The sequence below is a fragment of the Sporomusa sp. GT1 genome (assembly GCF_014634905.1).
GTDB lineage: Bacteria > Bacillota > Negativicutes > Sporomusales > Sporomusaceae > Sporomusa > Sporomusa sphaeroides.
In genome coordinates this window covers 1-22,586 of record NZ_BMBX01000027.1, presented here as the reverse complement: position 1 = coordinate 22,586, position 22,586 = coordinate 1, and the positions used below count along the sequence as shown (strand labels likewise).

Genomic DNA, 22,586 nt, shown 5'->3' with positions numbered 1-22,586 from the left:
TTTAGCTGGAGGAGGTAGTGCATGATAACAAGGTTCGAAGAAATTGTAAAGATTTCTCAGCTGAAAGGGCCTAAAACCATTGCTGTGGCAGTTGCCCAGGACTGTGAAGTGCTGCTGGCAGTCAATAGTGCCCGGGAATTAGGGATAGCTGCCGCCATATTAGTCGGCAATGAGGCTGAAATCCGGCAGATCGCGCAAGACAACCATATTGCTATAGATAAGTTCAAAATCATTGACCAAAAAGACAGTATTGAAGCCTGTAGAACGGCGGTACGACTGGTTGCACAGGGAGAAGCGCAAATAGTTATGAAAGGACTGGTAGATACTGCCGTAATACTAAAGGCTGTACTTGATAAAGAATTCGGGCTTAGGACGGAAAACGTACTGTCTCATGTGGCGGTAGCCGGTGTGACCGGCTATGACAGATTGTTTTATATTACCGATGCGGCCATGAATATTGAACCAGATGTAGCGGTAAAAAAGCAGATCATCCAAAATGCAGTACAAGTTGCTAATGCACTTGGCAATGATAATCCCAAAGTAGCTTGTATCTGCGCGGTAGAAAAAGTGAATACCAAGATGAAGGCTACCCTGGAGGCCGAGGCACTGGTAAAAATGAACCAAGCCGGCGAACTAACAGGCTGCCTTGTCGCAGGACCGCTTGCCTTGGATAATGCAGTATCACCAGAGGCCGCTAAACATAAGGGCATTACCCAGCCGGTGGCAGGTAATGCCGACATTCTGCTAATGCCGTTTATCGAAGCGGGAAATGTATCGTATAAATCCATCGTGTTTTTTGCAAGAGGCCAAATAGCGGGAATCATCGTGGGCGCTAAAGCCCCGATTGTTTTGACATCACGGGCCGATTCCGATATTGTAAAGCTCAACTCCATAGCAATCGGTGTTTTAATGGCAAGTAAAAGTGAGGAGGAAAAAAGCTATGAAGGATAAGTTTAGAATATTAGCAATCAATCCAGGATCAACGTCCACCAAAGTGGCGGTCTATGACAATGAACAGTTGCTGTATGAAGAGGTAGTCAGATATTCGAATGCGGAACTGGCAGCATTTACAACTGTGATTGGACAATACCAGTTTAGAAAAAATGGGATACTTACACTATTGGCTGAAAACAACATAGCTATTGATATCCTGGATGCCGTAGTGGGGCGGGGCGGCTTGTTAAAACCCATCGAAGGCGGCACATATGCGGTTAACGAAACCATGATCAAAGATCTGCGTCTTGCCCACAGGGGGGAGCATGCTTCGAACCTGGGTGGAATCATTGCGAAGGAAATCGCGGATACTCTGGCTATTCCTGCGTTCATTGTTGATCCGGTGGTGGTTGATGAACTTGCCGACATTGCGAAAATATCCGGTCTTCCCGCTTATGACAGGATAAGTATCTTTCATGCGTTGAACCAGAAGGCGGTTGCCCGTAAAATCTCCAGGGAGTTGGGAAAACCGTATAATGAAGTTAATCTAATTATTGCCCATATGGGCGGTGGTATATCTGTCGGTGTCCATACAGGAGGAAAAGTCGTTGATGTCAATAACGCCCTTTGCGGAGAGGGGCCATTCTCCCCGGAACGGGCAGGTGGTATTTCTACCGGCTACTTGATTGAATTGTGCTTTTCCGGGAAGTATTCAATGAGTGAAGTCAGGAAGTTGCTTGTCGGCCAAGGGGGATTAGTAGGTTATTTGGGCACCAATGACGGCAGGGAAGTGGGAAGAATGATTGCAGCAGGTAATGCCAAAGCAAAACTTGTTTATGAAGCCATGGCTTATCAGATTGCCAAAGAGATTGCGGCAGGTTCGGCCGCAGTGGCCGGCCGGGTGGATTCTATTGTTCTGACCGGTGGCCTTGCATATGATCAGCTGCTTGTCAAACTGATTACAGACCGGGTACAATTCATCGCCGATATTAAGATTGTTCCGGGAGAAAATGAAATGATTGCTTTGGCGGAGGGGGCGCTGCGAGTGCTTAGCGGTGAGGAGCAGGCCAAAGTATACCAGTGAACTTGTTCCAGCTTTGCTGAAACATCGTGGGTTCAGGTGGAGAGTCGACTCCACCTGAACTGACACCGCCTGTAGCGGCGGGAGTCTTGACTCACCATACCAATAAAAATAGCCCCTGGAAGGGGCTATTTTTATTGGTATGGTTCCGTAGAACCTATTTGTTATTTTCCCGGCTTTTTCTGTGAGAAACATCTGATAAAACAATTCCCGGCAATAAGGATAAATGTTGCTGCATGCAAGCTTGGGCTTTCTTGGCATCGTTTTTTTCAATGGCTTTAATAATCTGTTTGTGGGTTTCCCATGCTTGTTCCGGCACACCCGGTATATTGGCTATGCGGGTTTGTTCTTCCTTAATCAGAGACATGATGGAAGTCCAGAAACCCAAAAGAATCGGGTTGTCACTTAATTCAATAAGCAGCTGATGAAATAAGAAATCCTGTTTTGGGAAATTTTGGGGAGTCAAGTTATCTTTTTCTGAGCTAATACTCTCATAGAGTCTGGCAACATCCTCGGCGGTAGCACGGTTGGCAACTAATTTTATCGCATACATCTCTAAACATTCTCTGGCTTCCAAAAGCTTGGTCATATCGGTATTGCCGAATATGAAGGCAGAGTTGATATGGTTATATATAGTAGGTGGCGGACCATCGTTTACATAGGTTCCGTCACCTTGGCGAATAGACATTTTGCCCAATAATTCAAGTTTTTGAAATGCTTCTCGCAAGGTCGTCCGGCTGACACCAAATTCTTTTGTCAAAACACTTTCTGACGGGATTTTTTCCCCAGGCTTAAACCGGCCGTTTTCAAGAGCCTTTAAAACTTCTTCGACTACTGTATCAGATAATTTGACTTTTTTAATTTGAGCCATAGTTGATCCTCCGGTAAATCTAGGATATCTTATTTATATTACATGAATTTGAAATATTTTTCAACTCGACAGGTAAAAGTTTTCAGTTTAAAGATTCAATTTTTTTCAGATTCATAATTATGGAATTATTAATCTCGCCTTTACGGCGGTTTTTTTTGTCCTGACAGCAAGCATAACTTTCTGCTAGGACAGGATAAGGGTAACACCGATGCCAGAATATCTTTCGCGATTGACAGGTTATTTACACAATAGTATGATGGTAATATCATATCAAGAAAGGAAGAGTATGCCAACAACGAACTTTATTATTTTTAGGCCATTAAAGGCGGCGGTGAACTACATACATTGGAGGCGAGAGGATGAGTAATATCAATAACGGGCAGCAGATGACCGGCCCGGGAAATGCAGAACCAGGCAGGAAAAAACCGATGTCAATGGGGTGGGGAATCGGACTTTCCATGGGGGCGGTCTGGTTTGCCACCCACTGTGGCGGGGGGTTTGCCACCGGCAACCAGGAAGTCAACTTTTATGTTAAATTTGGCTGGTATTCCGTTTTTCTGCCAATAATCGCTATGATTCTTTTAGGCTGGGGCCACCGGAATGCCCTTGTGTTAGCCAAAGATCACAAGGCATACAACTATAAAGCCTATGCCAATGTTCTCTATCACCCGTACGAAAAGCAGTTTGGAATTATATTTGAATTCGGGAACCTTATGCTGATCGCCTGTGCCGTAAGCACGGCGATAGCGGGTGCGGGCTCCCTGCTCCAGAGTACCATGGGACTTAATTACGGTATCGGTATTACGTCAGTGGGTTTCATCACCTTGCTGTTGACGATCTTCGGCGGCGGTTTGATTATTAAGGCCTTGAACTTCAAGACTTATTTCCTGATCCCCACCCTTGGCCTGCTTGCCTATCTGGGTATTGAGGCCGGCGCGCTCCAATGGCAGAATTTTATCGCTACCAAGGAAACCTTTGGCACCGGTTTTGGGGAAGCCGTCTGGCTGATGCTTATTTATGTCGGGTTCCAATCGTTCACGGCGATGCCGATGCTGTCGGCGGCGCAAAATATTAAGACCACCAAGGAATGCAACTGGTTCATGTTCTTCGGCACATTGTTCAATGGCGTCTTTCTGTTGCTTGTCTGTCTCATGCTGCTTGGTTTTGCGCCCGGTTCTGTGAAACAGACGCTGCCGGTATACTATGTCACTACCCATCTTGGCATAGACTGGCTGAAAGTGCTGTATAGCCTCATTCTGTTCGTTGCCTTGCTGGGCAGCGGGGTAGCGCTGACCTTTGCTGCCGTTGCCCGGTTTGAATCGGTGATAAAGCCTGAAGGTATGTTTGAAAGCCTCCGGGTGCGCAGAATTTTTGTTTCGTTTGTCACGATTGCAATCTGTACAGGCATATCGATTTTTGGCCTGACCAATATTGTCGTAAAAGGTTACGGCTCGGTTGGTTATATCGGCTTATTCTTCGTACTTATTCCGGAAATTATCGTCGGTACCATCAAAATCAGGAACAATGCCAGAAAGCGCAAAGAAATGGGAATTGACGAAGAAGCACTATAAAAGTAAGGCAGAAGTCGAAATGCCATATATATCAGTAGGTTAGAATAAAAGACAATAATATAGGGTTGCTGATGCATGATTTGTACTTGGGGCACGCTTAGGCGTGCCCCAAGTTTTGTTATAACCCCTCTTGGTTTTGTCCTGACAAGATATATATGTTTTGCGTGCCAACATAAGACCTGGCGGACGGCTAAAAATACATAGCCAGGAAACACTATTTTCAGAGGTGAAAAGCAGATAAAAAAAGTTTAATGAATACAGTATTTTTTTTGTAGAATTTTCTTGCTTTTTCGCAAATGGTATGAGATAATAGCTTTAGAAATTCAAATTGGATTAATCCAATGGTCCAATTTGGTGGGATGATGATATTATGATTGTGCAAAAACTTGGCATACCTATTTATTTGCAGGTAAAAGCGTACATCTTGGACAAAATCAAGACAGGCTATTACCAAAAAGGCGATAAGCTGCCGACAGAACGCAGTTTGGCCGAAGAACTGGGCATTAGCCGCAATACCGTCAGTGTTGCCTATAAGGAACTTTTGCTTGAAGGAGTTCTTGAGGCCCGGCAGGGACGCGGTACTTTTGTCCGCGGACAGGCTGGAGATATAACGGCGGCTGGCGCGGATGTCGCAGGCAGCCGGATTGAACGGGCGCTCAAAATTATTGACGCGGCAATGGTACAGGTGGTTGAACTGGGGTTTACTGTGGAACAGTTTGCCAACATTACCGCCATCCGGGCCAAAGAACGCGAACTGTCAACCAGGCAGCTCAGGGTGGCTGTTGTGGATTGTACCCTGGAATATGTGGAACAGTTCATCGCTCAGCTCAGTCAAACGGCGCATGCGCAATTTGAACCGGTAGTGCTGTCAGACCTCTTAGCCGGTGTGGTAAAGGTTGAATTTCTGGCCGCCTGTGATCTGGTGATCACGACGGCGGAACACCAGTCGGTTGTTGCGGGGGTGCTTGGCAATACCGCCAAGCTGCTGGCTGTGGCTTCTGTACCCAATCTCGAAGCGGTCATTAAGCTGGCCCGACTGCAGCCTGGTACTGAGGTGGCTGTTGTTGCTAAAACACAGGAATTTGTGGATGCGCTTGATCGTCTCCTGACCAAGATTGGCTGTAACGGTATTGGGCTGAAAGCCTGTACCGGGACTGAACGGGAGCAGGTTAGGCAATGTATAGCCGGGTATAAGGTCATTATTGCCGCCGAGTCGATGAAGCAAATGGTACGCCAGGCAGCTGCAGAAACACAGGATATCATCACTTTTTACTACGAAATAGACCAGGGATCGCTCCAACAGGTCATCGGCCGGTTGGTAGCAGAGACTGATAAAGCAAAGGAGTAGTGGAGATGACAAACAAGGAAAAGGTTATTTTAGGCGTAATTGGCGCTGACTGCCATGCAGTCGGCAACAAAATCCTCAACCATGCTCTCACAGCGGCCGGTTATGAAGTAATTAACCTGGGGGTGCTGGTGCCTCAGGAAGAATTTGTTAATGCGGCAATCGAAACCGATGCCAAGGCAATTTTGGTGGCTTCGCTTTATGGACACGGCGAAATTGACTGCCGTGGTTTAAGAGACCGTTGCCGTGAAGCCGGCATTGAAGACATTCTGCTGTATGTTGGCGGTAACCTGGTTGTTGGTAAATCTGATTTTACTGAAGTTGAGAAAAAGTTCCTTGCTATGGGCTATGACAAAGTATATGCGCCAGGCACACTGCCTGAGCAAGTGCTTGCCGATTTGAAAGAGGACTTGAAATAATAAAGGGGTCTTTGCTTTGAATAACGTTTTGCTTATCGATTTTGGCAGTACATATACCAAAATTACAGCAGTAGACGTTGAACAGGAGCAAGTGTTAGGTACTGCCAGAGGTATTACTACTGTCGAGACAGATATTATGGACGGTTTGAATCAAGCATTAGCCGCACTCACTGCCAAGACTGGCAAGCTGGAGTTTGAGAAGGTGCTTGCCTGCTCAAGCGCTGCCGGCGGGCTTAAAATGATAGCTGTCGGCCTGGTGCCTGAGATGACTGCTGAAGCAGCCAAACGGGCTGCCTTGGGAGCCGGTGCCAAGGTGCTGAAGGTATTTACTCATGAACTGAATGAATATGAGATTGAAGAAATTGCCGGACTTAAGCCGGACATCATTCTCTTGGCCGGCGGCACTGACGGCGGGAATCAAAAAGTAATTTTGCATAATGCCAGGATGCTCGCTGAACTGGGGCTGGATGTGCCTGTTGTCGTGGCAGGCAACAAATCGATAGCCCCGGCGGTGGTCAAAATTCTATCAGAAAAGCTTTCTGTAGTGCGTCCTACCGAAAATGTTATGCCAAAGCTGGATGAACTCAATATTGAGCCCGCCCGCGCCGTGATCCGGGATATCTTTTTGAAGCGGATAACCGAAGCAAAAGGCTTGAACCGGGCCAATAAAATGGTTGACCGTATGGTAATGCCGACACCGGCTGCCGTGCTTAGAGCCGCTGAGCTCTTAAGTCAGGGAGCGGGCAAGGAGCCTGGTCTGGGTGATTTGATGGTTGTTGATATCGGCGGGGCAACTACTGATGTCTATTCCATTGCCAAAGGCGACCCGACGGTCGGCGGGGTAAACTTAAAAGGTCTGGCTGAACCGTTTGGCAAGCGCACGGTCGAAGGCGACCTGGGTATGCGCTACAGTGCCGGAGCGCTGTTAAAGGCAGCCGGAGCTGAGTTGATTGCCGAATTTGCCGGAGTTACCGAAGCAGAAGCTGCGGCCTATGTGTTAAAAGTGGAAGCTGATATTGATTACCTGCCGCAAACCGAAGCCGAGGCCAGGATTGAAATTGCCATGGGCAAAGCCTGTGTGCGGTTGGGGGCGGACAGGCATGTCGGACACCTGACTAGCTACTTTACGCCAATGGGCAGCACGTTTGTCCAGCAGGGCAAGGATTTGACAAAAGTGACGGCAGTAATTGGCACAGGCGGGGTTATTGTCAACAATCCCGAGCCGGAAGAAATTTTAAAAGGCATATTGTTTGATGAAGCCGATCCGCTGGTGCTCAAACCGAAAGAAGCCCGGTTCCCTATTGACAAAGAATATATCATGTCCGCAATGGGCCTGTTGGGAGAAGAATATCCGCAGGTTGCTGTACGGATGATGAAAAAGTATATCGTAACGAAATAAATGATTAGAGGAGGCTACTTAGCATGGAACTTAAGAATAAAAAGTGGTCGCTTGACGAATTTAATGCCATTCGCGCAGAAGTTCTCAAAACCTGGCCAACTGGTGAAGGTGTAAATTTTGAAGAAGGCGTAAAATATCAGGAAACTATTCCGGCCAAGCGTCATTTTGCCAAGCTGTTGGTAAAGGCTAAGAAAAACGGGGAAACCCTTACTCAGCCGCGTGCAGGTGTTGCTCTGATTGATGAGCATATCAACCTCTTGAACTTCCTTAGAACAGAAGGGGAAGCTGATCTTCTGCCTTCGACTATTGACAGCTACACTCGTCAAAACCAATACAAAGAAGCCCAAAACGGCATCGAAGAAAGCCTCAAGGCCGGCCGTTCGCTCTTGAATGGCTTCCCGGCTGTTAACCATGGTGTAGAAGGCGTTCGCCGCGTAGTGGAAAGCGTAGACGGAGCGCTTCAGGTTCGTCATGGCACTCCTGATGCCAGACTGTTGGCGGAAATCACCATGGCTGCCGGTTACACCTCTTACGAGGGTGGCGGTATTTCCTACAATATCCCGTACGCAAAAAGCGTTTCTCTGGAAAAAACCATTTTTGACTGGCAGTATTGCGACCGTCTGACTGGTCTGTATGCTGAGCATGGTATCGAAATTAACCGCGAGCCGTTCGGACCGTTGACAGGTACCTTAGTTCCGCCAAGCATTTCCCATGCGGTTGCTGTAATTGAAGGTATCCTTGCTGCCGAGCAGGGTGTAAAAAATATTACCCTGGGCTATGGTCAGTGCGGTAACTTGGTACAAGACATTGCTGCTATCAGAGCATTGGAAGAACTTGGTGAAGAATACATGGCCAAGCATGGCTATCAAGATATGGTCCTTACTACTGTTTTCCATCAATGGATGGGCGGCTTCCCGCAAGATGAAGCTAAAGCCTTCAGCGTAATTTCCTGGGGTGCTGCGGCTGCGGCGTTCTCCAAAGCTACCAAGGTTATTGTTAAGACCCCGCACGAAGCACTGGGTATTCCGACTAAGGAAGCCAATGCTATGGGCCTTAGAACTACCAAGCAAATGATCAACATGCTTAAAGATCAGGTATTCCCGCAAACTAAAGAGCTGGAGCTTGAAATCAACATGATTAAAGCTGAAGCCCGTTGCATTCTTGACAAGGTATTCGAATTGGGCAATGGCGACTATGCTGTCGGTACTGTACGCGCTTTTGAAGCCGGTGTACTTGACGTACCGTTTGCACCAAGCAAATTCAGCCTGAACAAAATTCTGCCTGCACGTGACAACTATGGCGCTGTTCGCCTGTTTGACGTTGGCAACCTGCCGTTCACGCCTGATATTGTTGCTTTCCACCAGGACAAAATTGCTGAGCGTGCCAAGGCAGAAGGCCGTGCAGCAAGCTTCCAGATGGTAATTGATGATATCTATGCCATCTCCAAAGGCCGTCTGGTAGGCCGTCCGTAATACGGATATAAGAACGCCGTCCATATAGTAAGTTAAGAAAAATCGGGGGGTGAGATTGCTGCGCAGTATTGCAATAGCTACAGGAGGGTACCAATCTCATCTGTTGTCAAGCAAAGGCAAAGCAATCTCACCCCTGCATTTTTAAAAATAAGGAGAGATTTTATCATGAAAATAGTTGACGTAGTATGCTCCAAAGGCCGTACCGGTTTTTATTTTGACGATCAGCGGGCGATCAAAGCCGGCGCTGGCCATGACGGTTTCACTTACATTGGACAACCTATTACCGAAGGTTTTAAATCAGTTCGCCAAGCCGGCGAAGCTGTATCGGTAATGCTTGTTCTTGAAGACGGACAAATTGCTTACGGCGATTGCGCAGCCGTTCAATACAGCGGTGCAGGCGGACGCGACCCGCTGTTCTTGGCCGACGACTTCATTCCTGTTATTGAAAAAATGATTAAGCCCCGTCTGGTTGGCCGTGAGCTTTCCTCTTTCAGAACGCTTGCCGAAGAAATTGACAGCCTGAACGACGAGAGTGGCAAGCGGATTCATACCGCACTGCGTTATGGCGTAACCCAGGCCATCCTTGACGGTGTTGCCAAAGCGAAAAAACAACTCATGTGCGAAGTGGTTGCCGAAGAATACAATACTACCGTCAGCGACAAAGCCATTGCTATCTTCACCCAGTCCGGCGATGACCGCTATAACAATGTTGACAAAATGATTATTAAAGCCGCTGAAGTACTGCCGCATGGTCTTATCAATAATGTTAAAGAAAAACTGGGCGAAAACGGCGAACTGCTGGTTAAATATGTTGCTTGGCTGAGAGATCGTGTAGCACAGCTCAAAACCACTGGCGAGTACCAGCCGGTATTGCATATTGACGTGTATGGCACTATCGGCCAGGCTTTCAACAACGATGTTGAGCGCATTGTAACCTATATGCGTGAACTGGAAAAAACCGCAGCTCCTTTAAAACTCCGCATTGAAGGTCCTGTTGACGTGGAAGAGCGTGAAAGACAAATTGAAGTACTTGCCCAAATTACTTCCCGTCTGCATGAAGAAAAAATCAATGTTGAAATTGTTGCCGACGAATGGTGCAACACACTGCAAGACATCAAAGACTTTGCCGATAAAGGCGCCGGCGACATGCTGCAAATCAAAACTCCTGACCTTGGCGGCATCAACAACACCATCGAAGCTGTACTGTACTGCCATGAAAAAGGGGTTGGCGCTTATCAAGGCGGCACCTGCAACGAAACTAACCGTTCAGCCGAAGTATGCGTCCACGCTGCTATGGCTACCAAGCCTGTACAAATTCTGGCTAAACCTGGTATGGGTGTAGACGAAGGTTATATGATCGTTTATAATGAAATGCAACGTATTTTAGCAGTACGTAACGCCCGTAAGTAATAAAGGGGGAGCTCGTTTATGAAGTCTGCCACGATGCCAGGTTACGGCAATCAACTGATGTATTCCAGTTATTTTGCACCGCGTGGACGCAACCGGATGTACGCTTTGGGACAGCAATTAAGTGAACGGTATTTATCGCCGCTTGACCGGCTTATCGGTATTATCGGTGATGCCGGCGCAGGCAAATCATCCTTGGTCAAGGGCATGTTTCCCGGTCTTGAGCTTACCAATGATGACGACGGCGTAAATATCAGACCACTGCCGCTTCTCAAAAATATCGACAGAGGCTTTTTTTCAAGCCATACCTATCATGTGGATATCCGGTTTGAACTGGCGTTTACGCAAATACACGAATTGGTTGAAGCTGTTACCCTGGCGCTGACTCATAATAAACGGGTTATCGTCGAACATTTTGATCTTTTGTATCCTATGCTCAAAACCAACGCCGATGTACTCATCGGCGTTGGCGGCGAGGTTATTGTTGTAAGGCCGACGGTGTTCGGGCCGGTGCCGCAGGAAATACGCGACGTTGTTGTCAAAACTTTGCAGTTCCGCAAGATGGCACATACGGCGGAAGACCTTACCAACCGCATTCTGGTGGAAGAGTATGGCGCTATTCTGGAATTTAGCCATCGTGATGTCCATCACGGTTTTGTCCTTGAATATCCGCTGGAGCTATCTGCCGATATTAAAGAAGTTGAAACTAAGGTTAAGAAGCTGATTGATGAAGGAATAGCTATCAGCTACTGTGATGAAGGCCATATTAAGATTGGCGATTTGTCCTGGTCCTGTTCAGGACCGCGCACTCATGTGCGTAATACCGAAGATATTGAGAATTTCCGGCTTGTTCCGGAATATAAATATGACCCTAAAACCCGTACCTATCTCATTATCGGTCTTGTTGGACCGAGGTCTGACACCCTTGATGGCTTTACACTTTTAAATACCATCAATTGCTAGAGGTTTTCAGGAGGTTAGTATGAATGCACTCAAACCGGCGCAAGCCGGTACTTTAGAATCGAATGATATTATGATAACAGTTGCGCCGGGCAGTAAAGGCAGCGGTGTCGTTATCGAGCTTGAGAGCAACGTTTTGACCCAGTACGGTCAGGCGATCAAGCAAGCCATTGCCGCCGTAGCTGCCAAGCAAAATGTTACCGATGTATATATTAAAGCCGTTGACAGAGGGGCGCTTGACTGCACAATTCAGGCCCGTACCCTCACGGCTCTGAGCCGGGCCGGCATTATTCTCCAAAAGGAGATGATATAATGGATTTGCGCCGGACTATGCTCTTTATGCCAGGCAACAATCCTGGCATGCTGCAAAACGGCGGCGTATTCGGGGCCGATGCCCTGATTCTCGACCTGGAGGATGCAGTAGCGCCTCAGGAAAAAGACGCTGCCCGTCTGCTGGTTGCCCAAGCATTACAAACCGTGGATTATGCCGCAAGTGAAAAAGTAGTGCGCATCAATCCCCTTGACACCTTTGCCCGGGAAGATATCGAGGCAATTGTGCCTTGCCGCCCGGATGCGCTGCTTGTTCCCAAAGTGGAAAAACCGGAAGATATTATTGAAGTGGTTCGTATGGCAGCAGCTGCCGAACAGCCGGGACAACCCCCGGTTAAGCTGATTGCTCTGTTGGAAACTCCTGCCGGTATTGCCGAAGCTTACCGCATTGCCAAAGCAGATGCGCGGGTAGTGGCGCTGGCTTTTGGCGCGGAAGACTATACCGCAGCCCTTGGTGCCAAACGTACCAAAGAAGGAACCGAAATTTTCAGTGCCAGGAGCATTGTGGTCAATAGTGCCGCTGCTGCCGGCATTCAATCGATCGATACCCCGTTTACCGATGTAAATGACCGGGAAGGTCTGATTGAGGATACCGAACTTGCCAAACAGCTTGGGTTCAAAGGCAAATTAGCCATAAATCCGCGGCAAATTGACGACATCCATAAAGTGTTTAATCCTACTGAGAAGGATATTGACTGGGCACAGCGGGTGATAAAATCCATCCGTAAAGCCGAAGCCGAAGGATCAGGCGTAGCTTCGCTTGACGGCAAAATGGTGGATGCGCCCATTGTTGCCAGAGCGGAACGTATCCTGTATTTAGCCCGTTTGCTGGGCCTGGCAAAGGAGGGCGTATAATGAATCAACTGAAAAATGCCATCGGCCGCGAGCTGCCTGAATATATTGAGGGGTATGGCAAAGTACGGCCTTTTGCCGGCGCTTTTGCCACCATGCCTGATATGGAGCGCCGGGCGCCTAAAGTGAAACGGATTCTGCCTGGTGAGCAAAAACTGGCAGATGATTTGGAAACCGTATTTAAACGCATCCCTGTTACCGACGGTATGACCTTGTCTTTTCACCATCATCTCAGAAATGGTGACGGTGTTGTAAATATGGTGCTGGCAGTGGCTGCCAAGCTGGGAATTAAAGATCTGACTGTTGCTTTAAGCTCTGTTTTCCCGGTGCATGCACCCATTCTTGAGCATGTTAAGAACGGTGTGGTTACCGGCCTTGACACCAACTACATGTCCGGTCCGGTAGCCCAGGCCGTATCGCGGGGCGAGTTCCCCCGCCCGGTTGTGCTGAGAACGCATGGCGGCCGGGGCCGCGCCATTGAATGCGGCCAGCTCAAAATTGACGTAGCCTTTATTGCTGCTCCGGCAGCTGACGACTATGGCAATCTGAATGGTATCGAAGGTCCTGCGGCTTGCGGTTCGCTGGGCTATGCCATGCCTGACGCGCAATTCGCCGATCATGTGGTGGCTATTACCGATAACCTGATGCCTTATCCGCTGTCTCCTATCTCCATTCCGCAAACCCGGGTGGACTATGTGGTTAAAGTAGACTCAATTGGCGACCCCAAAGGGATAGTGTCCGGCACAACCAAGATAACCCGCGACCCGGTGGGACTTAAAATTGCCGAAACTACCGCGAAAGTCATCAAAGCCGCCGGACTTATTAAAGACGGTTTCTCTTTCCAGACCGGAGCGGGCGGAGCATCACTGGCTGCTGCTTACTATGTGCGCCAAATGATGGAAGAAGCCAATGTCACCGGCAGTTTTGCCTTAGGCGGGATCACCGGCTATATGGTGGAAATGCTGGAGTGCGGCTTATTCAAGAAGCTTATTGACGTGCAAGGATTTGACCTGGAAGCCGTACGCTCTTTGGCAGCCAATCCCAATCACCTGGAAGTGGGAGCCGACTTTTATGCCAGCCCGTTCAACCAGGGGGCAGCCGTAAACAAATTAGATGCCGTAGTATTGGGTGCTACTGAGATTGATACCAATTTTAACGTCAATGTTGTAACAGGTTCCGACGGTGTGGTTATGGGCGGTTCCGGTGGACACAGCGATGCTGCCGCCGGTGCTAAAGTAACCATTATTGTTGCCAATTTGCTGCGCGGCCGCCTGCCGATCATCATGGACAGGGTGCTGACAGCAACCACACCCGGCGAAACCGTCGACGTGCTGGTTACCGAACGCGGTGTTGCGGTTAATCCCCGCCGGACCGATTTGTACGAGCAGTTTAAAGCGGCAGGTTTACCGCTTAAAACTGTGGAAGAATTAAAAGAACTGGCTGAAAAAATTGCCGGTGTACCGGAAAGCATCTCCACGCAGGACAAAATTGTTGCTGTAGTTGAGTACCGTGACGGTACTGTAATTGATGTTGTAAAACAAGTAGGCTAGTACTATGTTGACCATAACCTGAGATTGCTCCGGCTGCCTCCTGGCAAGTGACTTACCGTCATTGCGAGTGCCAGCGTGGCAATCTCGGTTTTTCATGTAGTACCTTTTCGCATTTAAAATTTGAGATTAGGTGGCAAAGATTTTTTCGCCCTGCTAGGCGGAGGAGCCGCGCATATCGGACATATGTAAGGCGACGATAAAGTAAACACGGTTTGTGCCGAGCGATAGCGACAGCAGAAACCGATGTTGCCCTTATGCCCCGTGGGCCAACAACGCAGGGCGGAAAAAGACTGCTATATAATCCAAAGAATTAGGTGCGATAAGGTACTATGGCTGCCGGTGTTTTAAGGAGGGGTGTGTGGTATGTGGGGTAACTATGATATGCGGGAAATTAACCTTGACAGTACCCGGGAAGTGGAGGCTGTCCGTGCCTTTTTGGCAGACTTTGACCTCACTTTTGACGGTGCTGTTGAATATACGGTAGCCTTTTTTCAGAATGAGGAGATGGTTGCCACCGGCTCGCTGGCAGGTGAAGTGCTGCGGAATATTGCTGTTTCACCCCGGCTGCAGGGAGAAGGGCTAACCGCCAATGTGGTAAGCCAACTGATGCAGCAGGCCAGACAGCACGGCATATATCATTATTTTATTTACACCAAACCTACTGCCGCTCCGATGTTCGCCGGATTAGGTTTTAAAGAAATTGCCCGCGCCGAACCGCACGCCGTGCTGCTGGAAGCAGGCTTAGGTTCGATTGAGGAATATTGCCGGGAAATAGCTAAAAAGGCTGAAAGCCTGCCTGCAGGTCCCAGAGCGGCGCTTGTTGTCAACTGCAACCCGTTTACCCTGGGGCACAAAGCGGTAATTTCCAAGGCAGCCGCAGATAATAAGGCAGTTGTTGTACTGGTTGTCAGTGAAGAGCGGTCTTTGTTTCCTTTTGAAGTACGCTTGCGCCTGGTACAGGAAGGTTTGGCCGAATTTGATAATATTCTGGTATTGCCTGCCGGAAAATATATTATTTCCGCGGCGACCTTTCCCGCTTACTTTACCCGGGGGGAGGCTGCTTTTCAAGCTCAGACCCGTCTGGATGCCACGGTATTTGCCCGCTACATTGCGCCGGCACTTGGTGTTGACAGGCGGTATGTCGGTGATGAGCCATATTGTGCGACAACTTCCAGTTATAACGAAGCCTTGGCTGACCTACTGCCGCAATATGGAATCAGTCTTACTGTTATGCCCCGGATTATGAGCGGCAGTGAGCCTATCAGTGCCTCGCGCGTGCGAGAACTTGTGCGCCAGGAAAATTGGCCTGCCATCAAAGAACTGGTGCCGGCAACAACCTATCAGTATCTGCTGTCACCGGAGGCTCAGCCTGTCATTGCCCGCATTAAAGCCAGTCATTCGCGGCATTAATGCAACCCTTAAACCTGTTCGAATCGTACAACGAGTTACGCGTAACCGTTAAAAAGGAGGATATGATGCGTACAATTGAAGCTTCTCAAATCACAGCCGCTGTAGCTAAACTGGCTGTTGATGCCAACTATTATTTGACAGATGATATCCGCGCCGCCTTGGAGGCAGGCCAGGAAAGAGAAGAATCACCCCTGGGCAAAGCCATTCTCGGCCAGTTAGTAGAAAATGCCTGTATTGCCCGTGACGAGCAAATGCCTATTTGCCAGGATACCGGCATGACGGTAATTTTCATGGAAATTGGCCAGGATGTCCATATTACCGGCGGCAACTTAGAAGATGCCGTTAATGCCGGGGTAGCCAAAGGCTATACCGAAGGCTATCTGCGCAAATCAGTGGTTATGGAACCGCTGTTTAACCGTAAGAATACCGGGAATAACACTCCGGCAGTACTGCATACCAGCATTGTTCCCGGTGACAAATTAAAAATTACCCTGGCTCCCAAAGGCTTTGGCAGTGAAAACATGAGCACTTTAAAAATGTTCAAGCCGTCCGATGGGTTGCCGGCAATCAGGAAATTCCTTGTTGATACCATCTTTAACGCCGGTTCTAATCCCTGTCCGCCGATCGTTGTTGGTATTGGCATTGGCGGCACTATGGAAAAAGCGGCCCTGCTGGCGAAAAAAGCCTTGCTGCGCCCTATTACCAAACGCAACCCGCATGAAGAGTACGCCAAGCTGGAACAAGAATTCCTTGAGCTTGTCAACAATACAGGGGTCGGTCCGCAAGGCCTTGGCGGCCGGGTGACAGCGCTGGCTGTTAACATTGAATATTATTCAACACATATTGCCGGGTTGCCTGTGGCGATTAACATCAACTGTCATGCCACCCGTCATGCCGAAGTTGAATTGTAGGAGGAACGCCAGATGAAAGAAGCTATTAAAATAGTCACCCCGCTGACTAAAGAAAAAGCCCGTGAACTTAAAGCCGGTGACCTGGTGCTTATTACCGGCACTATCTATACATCCCGCGATGCTGCTCACAAGCGTATGACCGAAGCCTTGGCGGCAGGTGAGAAGCTGCCGGTTGATTTCACCGACCAGATCATCTATTATGTTGGTCCGGCTCCTGCCAAGCCAGGCAATGCTATCGGTTCGGCCGGCCCCACCACCAGCGGCCGTATGGACGCTTACACTCCGCGTATGCTGGAAGAAGGCTTACGTGGCATGATTGGCAAAGGCTATCGCTCGGCGGAAGTGGTAGAGTCCATGAAAGAGCATGGTGCCGTATATTTTGCCGCCACCGGCGGCGCAGCGGCGCTTATTGCCAAAACCATTAAGAAATATGAAGTAGTAGCTTACGAGGATCTTGGACCTGAAGCATTGTCCCGCTTAACGGTAGAAGACTTCCCGGCCATTGTTGTTATTGACAGTGAAGGCCGGAACTTCTATGATGAAGGACAGGCTAAATACCGCAATCTGTAAAATAACAGGCTGCTGCCCAATGCCGAAACAGGTGTCGGGCAGCAGTAAAAAATACCTTACAAGTAGCTGCTTGACAAACAATTGAAATATCAGTATAATATGTTTTGTGACTACGGGGCGTGGCTCAGTTTGGTAGAGTACCTGGCTTGGGACCAGGGGGTCGCAGGTTCGAATCCTGCCGCTCCGACCACATTATATATGACCATTTGTTGCGGGTGTAGCTCAATGGTAGAGCACTAGCCTTCCAAGCTAGCTACGAGGGTTCGATTCCCTTCACCCGCTCCATTCTATTTTCATAATTATGCGCCTGTAGCTCAGAGGATAGAGCAACCGCCTTCTAAGCGGTTGGTCGTAGGTTCGATTCCTACCAGGCGTGCCAGAGAAATCAAGGCTTCCGAGAAATCGGAAGCTTTTTGTTATGTAAATAAATGTTTATTTATGGTATTTCTATCATCATTTATTCCCACTTTACACCATCAAATAGCCACACCTCCGGGTTGGGGCTTTTTTTTGTCAATAACTTAAATTTAGTGAAATATTTGAGTATACCTTGCATATATTTGGCACAGTGAGGTGCTTCTGATGAAGGTTTTTACTACCAATAAAAATATGTTGTAGGAGGTAAGTACACATGAGAAGATTTCACTTGATGCTATGCGCTGCAGTAATAATGGCTGCAATGTTTGTGCTAATAGATAGGGAGTCATCCAACGACACTAAAATAATTTCTAAAGTTCCTACTACTCAGAAAGTCGTTGCATTGACAATAGATGATGGACCACACACTAAGGTGACTCCCGAAATACTTGCAATTTTAAAAGACAAAAACGTAAAGGCAACATTCTTTGTTTTAGGAAAAAACGTTGAGAATAATCCTCGAATTTTTGCTCAAGAAATAGCCGACGGTCACGAAGTTGGAGTTCATACTTATAGTCATTCGTCGTTACCAAAGTTAAGCGATAAAAAAATTGAAGAGGAATTTGAAAAAGCGGAAAAAGTGATCTTGCCAATTACTGCTATGCCGACTTTATTCAGACCTCCCGGGGGAGCTTGCAACGAACGAGTGATTAGGATAGCCAGAGAACGGGGCTATCAGGTGGTTTTATGGTCAATAGATACACGAGACTGGGAGTGTCCACCTGAAAAGAGAATTATTGATGAAGTTTATAAAGAAGTAAAGCCTGGAAGTATTATTTTAATGCATGATGGACAATATCCAATTCCAACGCCACGCGTACTTGGTACTATAATAGACGGTCTTCGGGAGCGCGGTTATACATTTGTTACCGTAAGCGAATTATTACAGTACAATGAGGTTGGGCATACGTTCAGGCCTTTTAGTAGTCCTTTTAAAAATTAAGCAGGAGATGGTTTGGGGCTGCTACTTATTCATAAAGGTTTTTAAGGACAAGGGAAGAAAATAGAAGTAGTATAATAAATGAGTTTGTGAATTCCAAGGATGTGAATGAATGTTTAAATTTGGCAGTCACTGCAACAGTGAATCCCAGGAGTATCATTACGCTGACATATATAATGTGGAGCAAAACAGTAGCTCTGAAAGGATTGTTTTGGGACTCACGCAAAGCCATATTGATATAATGTTAGATTTAATAGGCGTGTGCAATGGACCGTTTTACATCTTGTATGTCCTGCACACCCCACATTCATGTGAAGAAGGTAGATACCAAAGTGGGGAAATTACTTATGATGAAGTCAGTACGCTGCTTAATTGCTATAAAGACTTCTTTGAGAATGACGCACGCCATGATATATGGATTCATTCACCTGAAACAAATACAACGATCGTTTATGATCGGCATAACCTCATATATTTATATGGTTTTACAGGTGACCACCTACATATTATTGACAGAATGGAATTGAAGAAGGAATCAGTAAATATTCCATGCCCTCACGTGCATTGCTATAACTCCGAATATGACAACTTTGAACCAAAACTCATCAATGAATATCGGTGGAAAAGGACGCCGCTGCATGAAGCGGATAGGCAGTAATCAAATATGCTACTTGTGGAATCTTTTAATAAAGGAAGAATGGACTCATGTTTGTTGTAGAAGGTATCTTTAAACCTGCCGTATCGCAGGGTCCTGGGCAAATACAGGAGGTACTTGATCATTTATTAGGCGCATTAAGGATGAACGGGCAGATTCTGGGTCGAGAGTTTCCCGTCGTAAGTGCTGGAGATAGATACCGGACCTTTCTTCTTGTACCCGGAGAGAATTCTTTGGATAAGTGTTTAGCAAATACGTATGTCCTAAAATGGCTTAATAAAATGGATGAGTTAGGCATTGAATATACTTGGAAAGTGTTAGGGCCAGAGTCATGTAGCGATCATATATGCAAATGTGAAAAACCGAAATCTTATATTTTATATACGACATATGTATCACTTGAATCACCTATCCGGTGTGGAATTTGTTTTGGGAGTATACCTCTGTATCGATTGCCGGCAACCAGGGATGATGAATACCGGGATATCATTACCTGGGAAAGCGATTATAAAGCCTGTGATACTCTTCAAATGAATTGCAGTACAGGAGAACGGTTTGGCCTTGCTCAACTTTCGAAACACGATAGTAGTTTCGCAATAAGAGGAAGAGAGATTTGTAACCGAATAACCGTTACGACTGGAGTACCTACATACTATTATCTGCTGAAATCAAGCGGTAAGGGACTGAAAACAGAGCAAGCAAGGAAATGTCCATCATGTAAAGGGGAATGGTTACTCCAAGAGCCACTTCATGGATTATTTAATTTTCAGTGTGACAGTTGCAGGTTATTATCAAATATTGCTTGGTCAGTTCGATCAATAGGCTAGCAATAAGTATTTATTACTTATAAGACAATAGAGGATGGCAAGGGCGGATTTGTCATGGAAGAAAAGTTTTCGAACTTCGTTATCGTGGCAGGCCTGATATGCTATAATAATTGCTAAGAGGTGGTATGGTGGAAGAATTACTAAAACAGATGCTTGCTGAGATTAAGGAACTCAAAGCGGGACAAGCACGTATTGAAGCTGCTACAACACGCATAGAACATAATCACGGTACTATGTTAAAGGCTTTAATTGACGCTAGAGAAGTTCAACAAGATGTCAATGATATGATAATAGAGAAGCTTAATACTATAGCTATGAAGGTTGATACACAAGACTTATTAATACGTAAACATGACAGAGAGATAGATAGACTTAAAAAGGTTATTAATATATAAGCCGGTATAATAGCCGGCTTTTTTTTATGACTCAGATTGCAGCACAATCTGAGCAGAAGAAGGTAATCGAATTGTTAAAGGATTGCAAACAATGGATTAAACATCACTGTGTGGGACAGGAATAAGGGACTTGTCCATGATTGGCTAGTTATTTCCACCTAATACAATGTAAAGCATAAGAAAAAAACCTAACACAATGATCCAATTTTTTATCCGTTCTTTTATCTTTGGGAATTTTGGCTGGTTGCGCCGAGCACGTTCAGCTTCGATGCGTTCTCTGGCTCTAATACGTTCACGTTCTTCTTCATAAATTTTTTTCTTTTGCTCTTTGGTTAATGGCATATGAACCACCTCTAAAACTTCCTATATATTAATTACTATGTTAATATTTTCCAATTATAAAATACGATTAACTTACAATATATTCCTGCTTAAAATGTAATATTATTACTATTACATGGGACAAGGACAGGTATGGAAGACATAATAGATTACATCACCTAATTCTGCGCAGCGTCATATAATGGTAATAAACTCCGGAAAAGGAGGATGATATCAATTGTCTGACCATGGTCCAAAACCTTTTGTTATAAATATAGCGCAGGCAGCAAAACAAAATAAGGCATTTCGCACCACTATGTGGACGGGCGAATTTATGCAGCTAACTCTAATGTGTATTCCTGTTGGCGGTGAAATCGGGTTGGAAGTTCACTCCGATCTTGATCAGTTCATTCGTATTGAAAAAGGGGTAGGGATTGTTAAAATGGGTCTTCGCAAAAATGATTTATGTTTCCAAAAAAACGTAGGCCCTGGTTATGCCTTTATTATTCCAGCAGGGACCTGGCATAACTTAATTAATACTGGGGAAAGACCGTTGAAACTGTATTCAATCTATGCGCCACCCCAACATCCAAAAGGAACAATACATCTAACAAAGGCAGATGCCGAGGAAGACGAACACGAACACAGTTATTAACTAAACAGCCCGCGGCTAGAGCATGCCCCATTCAGAATTGCTGACATTTTTAATAGTAAAGAAACGGTATTTTCGGTATCGATATGACGAAAGAGCGGCTGGTCAATTGACCAGCCGCTTTACAATGGAATTTATAATCTGAGCACCAAAATACTGGTACTTAAATTTATGCCAAACGCATAATCAGACCGCCATTAAATCCCATCGTTGGTGCTAGTGCCAATGATGGACCTACGGGCATTTTAAGTCCCAGGCAGATCATGACTTGTGTTCCCTTTGTCAATGTAACACTAATGTCATTTGATTCGCCGTTTACAATAGTAGTATTAATGGCGTAAAATTGTCCCCCTAGGTATGGTGCTGTATCGAAATAAGTTTCTGGAACAAATGTGAAGTTTCTGCTATTAGGTGGTGCAGTCGCAATAACAATATAGGGAACAAGGTTGTTAAAAGCAGTGAGATCAATAGCTGCACCGTTCACCACGCTTGCCACTATCTTAGTGAGTATTACGTCAGCAGGTAAGGTAAACATATAAAAATCATCAGCTATAACAGGCGAAAAAGTATTGCCGTTAGGCGCTCCTAGTGCAATGTTGAGTCCACTTTCCCCAAAACCAGTAACTGCAATGCGCAAAGATTGGCCAGCTGCATTTGTTGTGGGGGTTGCGATAGCAGTATATCCAGTAGAGAATGGGACCATAAATAGACCAGCCGTTCCAGTAGGTCCAGTTGGGCCAGTAGACCCAGTCTCGCCAGTAGGTCCAGTCGGTCCGGTAACTCCAGTTTCGCCGGTAGCTCCAGTTTCGCCAGTAGGTCCAGTCAGTCCGGTAGCTCCAGTTTCGCCAGTAGGTCCAGTCGGTCCGGTAGCTCCAGTTTCGCCAGTAGGTCCAGTCGGTCCGGTAGCTCCAGTTTCGCCAGTAGGTCCAGTCGGTCCGGTAGCTCCAGTTTCGCCAGTAGGTCCAGTCGGTCCGGTAGCTCCAGTTTCGCCAGTAGGTCCAGTCGGTCCGGTAGCTCCAGTTTCGCCAGTAGGTCCAGTTTCGCCGGTAGGTCCAGTTTCGCCAGTAGTTCCAGTCGGTCCGGTAGCTCCAGTTTCGCCAGTAGGTCCAGTCGGTCCGGTAGCTCCAGTTTCGCCAGTAGGTCCAGTCGGTCCGGTAGCTCCAGTTTCGCCAGTAGGTCCAGTTTCGCCGGTAGGTCCAGTTTCGCCAGTAGTTCCAGTCGGTCCGGTAGCTCCAGTTTCGCCAGTAGGTCCAGTCGGTCCGGTAGCTCCAGTTTCGCCAGTAGGTCCAGTCGGTCCG

The 22,586-nt window shown here is 46.9% G+C and carries 23 protein-coding genes and 3 tRNA genes; 23 read left to right on the top strand and 3 right to left on the bottom strand.

The window, feature by feature from the left end; all coding sequences use genetic code 11:
• Positions 1-21: 21 nt before the first annotated feature.
• The gene (locus GT1_RS18950; RefSeq protein WP_188400025.1) at positions 22-951 is read left to right on the top strand and encodes a phosphate butyryltransferase; all 930 of its coding nucleotides are present in this window, start codon (positions 22-24) and stop codon (positions 949-951) included.
• Positions 941-2,017 (top strand): butyrate kinase, encoded by a 1,077-nt coding sequence (gene buk / locus GT1_RS18945; protein ID WP_188400024.1) that lies wholly within the window; start codon positions 941-943, stop codon positions 2,015-2,017. The genes GT1_RS18950 and buk overlap by 11 nt, the downstream gene beginning before the upstream one ends.
• A gap of 154 nt (positions 2,018-2,171) precedes the next feature.
• Here the strand turns inward: buk and GT1_RS18940 are convergent, their stop codons facing one another.
• Positions 2,172-2,885 carry a FadR/GntR family transcriptional regulator gene (locus GT1_RS18940; protein WP_075757299.1) on the bottom strand — a complete coding sequence of 238 codons (714 nt, stop codon included), beginning with the start codon at positions 2,883-2,885 and terminating at the stop codon, positions 2,172-2,174.
• Between the two features lie 359 nt (positions 2,886-3,244).
• On the opposite strand from GT1_RS18940, the gene GT1_RS18935 reads away from it, so the two are divergent.
• The 20 genes from GT1_RS18935 to GT1_RS18840 all read left to right on the top strand — a co-directional run bounded on the left by GT1_RS18935 (position 3,245) and on the right by GT1_RS18840 (position 20,315).
• Positions 3,245-4,456, top strand: coding sequence for a hypothetical protein (locus GT1_RS18935; protein ID WP_223226375.1), 1,212 nt, complete (start codon positions 3,245-3,247; stop codon positions 4,454-4,456).
• Positions 4,457-4,826: 370 nt separating this feature from the next.
• Complete coding sequence (locus GT1_RS18930) at positions 4,827-5,804, top strand: GntR family transcriptional regulator (protein ID WP_075757300.1); 978 nt, start codon at positions 4,827-4,829, stop codon at positions 5,802-5,804.
• 5 nt (positions 5,805-5,809) lie between these two features.
• Positions 5,810-6,220, top strand: a complete 411-nt coding sequence (glmS, locus tag GT1_RS18925; protein ID WP_075757301.1) for a methylaspartate mutase subunit S — start codon at positions 5,810-5,812, stop codon at positions 6,218-6,220.
• Between the two features lie 16 nt (positions 6,221-6,236).
• Positions 6,237-7,619 carry a methylaspartate mutase accessory protein GlmL gene (gene glmL / locus GT1_RS18920; protein WP_188400023.1) on the top strand — a complete coding sequence of 461 codons (1,383 nt, stop codon included), beginning with the start codon at positions 6,237-6,239 and terminating at the stop codon, positions 7,617-7,619.
• Between the two features lie 23 nt (positions 7,620-7,642).
• Entirely contained in the window at positions 7,643-9,091 is a 1,449-nt protein-coding gene (locus GT1_RS18915) for a methylaspartate mutase subunit E (RefSeq protein WP_188400022.1), read from the top strand.
• Between the two features lie 165 nt (positions 9,092-9,256).
• Positions 9,257-10,501, top strand: coding sequence for a methylaspartate ammonia-lyase (locus GT1_RS18910; RefSeq protein WP_188400021.1), 1,245 nt, complete (start codon positions 9,257-9,259; stop codon positions 10,499-10,501).
• Between the two features lie 18 nt (positions 10,502-10,519).
• A complete protein-coding gene (locus GT1_RS18905; RefSeq protein ID WP_223226374.1) occupies positions 10,520-11,461 on the top strand; it encodes an alanine-tRNA synthetase second additional domain-containing protein in 942 nt (313 codons plus the stop codon).
• A 19-nt stretch (positions 11,462-11,480) separates the two neighbouring features.
• Entirely contained in the window at positions 11,481-11,771 is a 291-nt protein-coding gene (gene citD, locus GT1_RS18900) for a citrate lyase acyl carrier protein (protein ID WP_188400020.1), read from the top strand.
• Positions 11,771-12,643 (top strand): CoA ester lyase, encoded by an 873-nt coding sequence (locus GT1_RS18895; RefSeq protein ID WP_188400019.1) that lies wholly within the window; start codon positions 11,771-11,773, stop codon positions 12,641-12,643. The genes citD and GT1_RS18895 overlap by 1 nt, the downstream gene beginning before the upstream one ends.
• A gap of 8 nt (positions 12,644-12,651) precedes the next feature.
• Positions 12,652-14,190, top strand: coding sequence for a citrate lyase subunit alpha (gene citF / locus GT1_RS18890; RefSeq protein ID WP_188400044.1), 1,539 nt, complete (start codon positions 12,652-12,654; stop codon positions 14,188-14,190).
• A gap of 363 nt (positions 14,191-14,553) precedes the next feature.
• A complete protein-coding gene (gene citC / locus GT1_RS18885; protein WP_188400018.1) occupies positions 14,554-15,600 on the top strand; it encodes a [citrate (pro-3S)-lyase] ligase in 1,047 nt (348 codons plus the stop codon).
• Positions 15,601-15,665: 65 nt separating this feature from the next.
• Positions 15,666-16,511, top strand: coding sequence for a fumarate hydratase (locus tag GT1_RS18880; protein ID WP_075757308.1), 846 nt, complete (start codon positions 15,666-15,668; stop codon positions 16,509-16,511).
• Positions 16,512-16,523: 12 nt separating this feature from the next.
• Positions 16,524-17,081 (top strand): Fe-S-containing hydro-lyase, encoded by a 558-nt coding sequence (locus GT1_RS18875; protein WP_188400017.1) that lies wholly within the window; start codon positions 16,524-16,526, stop codon positions 17,079-17,081.
• A gap of 113 nt (positions 17,082-17,194) precedes the next feature.
• Positions 17,195-17,271 (top strand) — tRNA-Pro (locus tag GT1_RS18870).
• A gap of 21 nt (positions 17,272-17,292) precedes the next feature.
• Positions 17,293-17,366 (top strand) — tRNA-Gly (locus tag GT1_RS18865).
• 18 nt (positions 17,367-17,384) lie between these two features.
• A tRNA-Arg gene (locus GT1_RS18860) sits at positions 17,385-17,460 on the top strand.
• Positions 17,461-17,712: 252 nt separating this feature from the next.
• The gene (locus GT1_RS18855; RefSeq protein WP_188400016.1) at positions 17,713-18,441 is read left to right on the top strand and encodes a polysaccharide deacetylase family protein; all 729 of its coding nucleotides are present in this window, start codon (positions 17,713-17,715) and stop codon (positions 18,439-18,441) included.
• Positions 18,442-18,550: 109 nt separating this feature from the next.
• Complete coding sequence (locus GT1_RS18850) at positions 18,551-19,096, top strand: hypothetical protein (RefSeq protein WP_188400015.1); 546 nt, start codon at positions 18,551-18,553, stop codon at positions 19,094-19,096.
• A gap of 47 nt (positions 19,097-19,143) precedes the next feature.
• A complete protein-coding gene (locus GT1_RS18845; protein WP_188400014.1) occupies positions 19,144-19,920 on the top strand; it encodes a Zn-ribbon-containing protein in 777 nt (258 codons plus the stop codon).
• 125 nt (positions 19,921-20,045) lie between these two features.
• The gene (locus tag GT1_RS18840) at positions 20,046-20,315 is read left to right on the top strand and encodes a hypothetical protein (protein ID WP_188400013.1); all 270 of its coding nucleotides are present in this window, start codon (positions 20,046-20,048) and stop codon (positions 20,313-20,315) included.
• 144 nt (positions 20,316-20,459) lie between these two features.
• Here the strand turns inward: GT1_RS18840 and GT1_RS18835 are convergent, their stop codons facing one another.
• Positions 20,460-20,657: a hypothetical protein gene (locus GT1_RS18835; RefSeq protein WP_075757317.1), complete on the bottom strand. Its 198-nt coding sequence runs from the start codon at positions 20,655-20,657 to the stop codon at positions 20,460-20,462.
• A 217-nt stretch (positions 20,658-20,874) separates the two neighbouring features.
• Here GT1_RS18835 and GT1_RS18830 point away from each other — a divergent pair, with 217 nt between their 5' ends.
• On the top strand, positions 20,875-21,291 hold the full coding sequence (locus GT1_RS18830; RefSeq protein WP_223226373.1) for a cupin domain-containing protein: 417 nt from the start codon (positions 20,875-20,877) through the stop codon (positions 21,289-21,291).
• Between the two features lie 166 nt (positions 21,292-21,457).
• Here GT1_RS18830 and GT1_RS18825 read toward each other — a convergent pair.
• The coding region (locus GT1_RS18825) for a collagen-like protein (RefSeq protein ID WP_188400012.1) at positions 21,458-22,586 on the bottom strand (1,129 nt) is incomplete at its 5' end.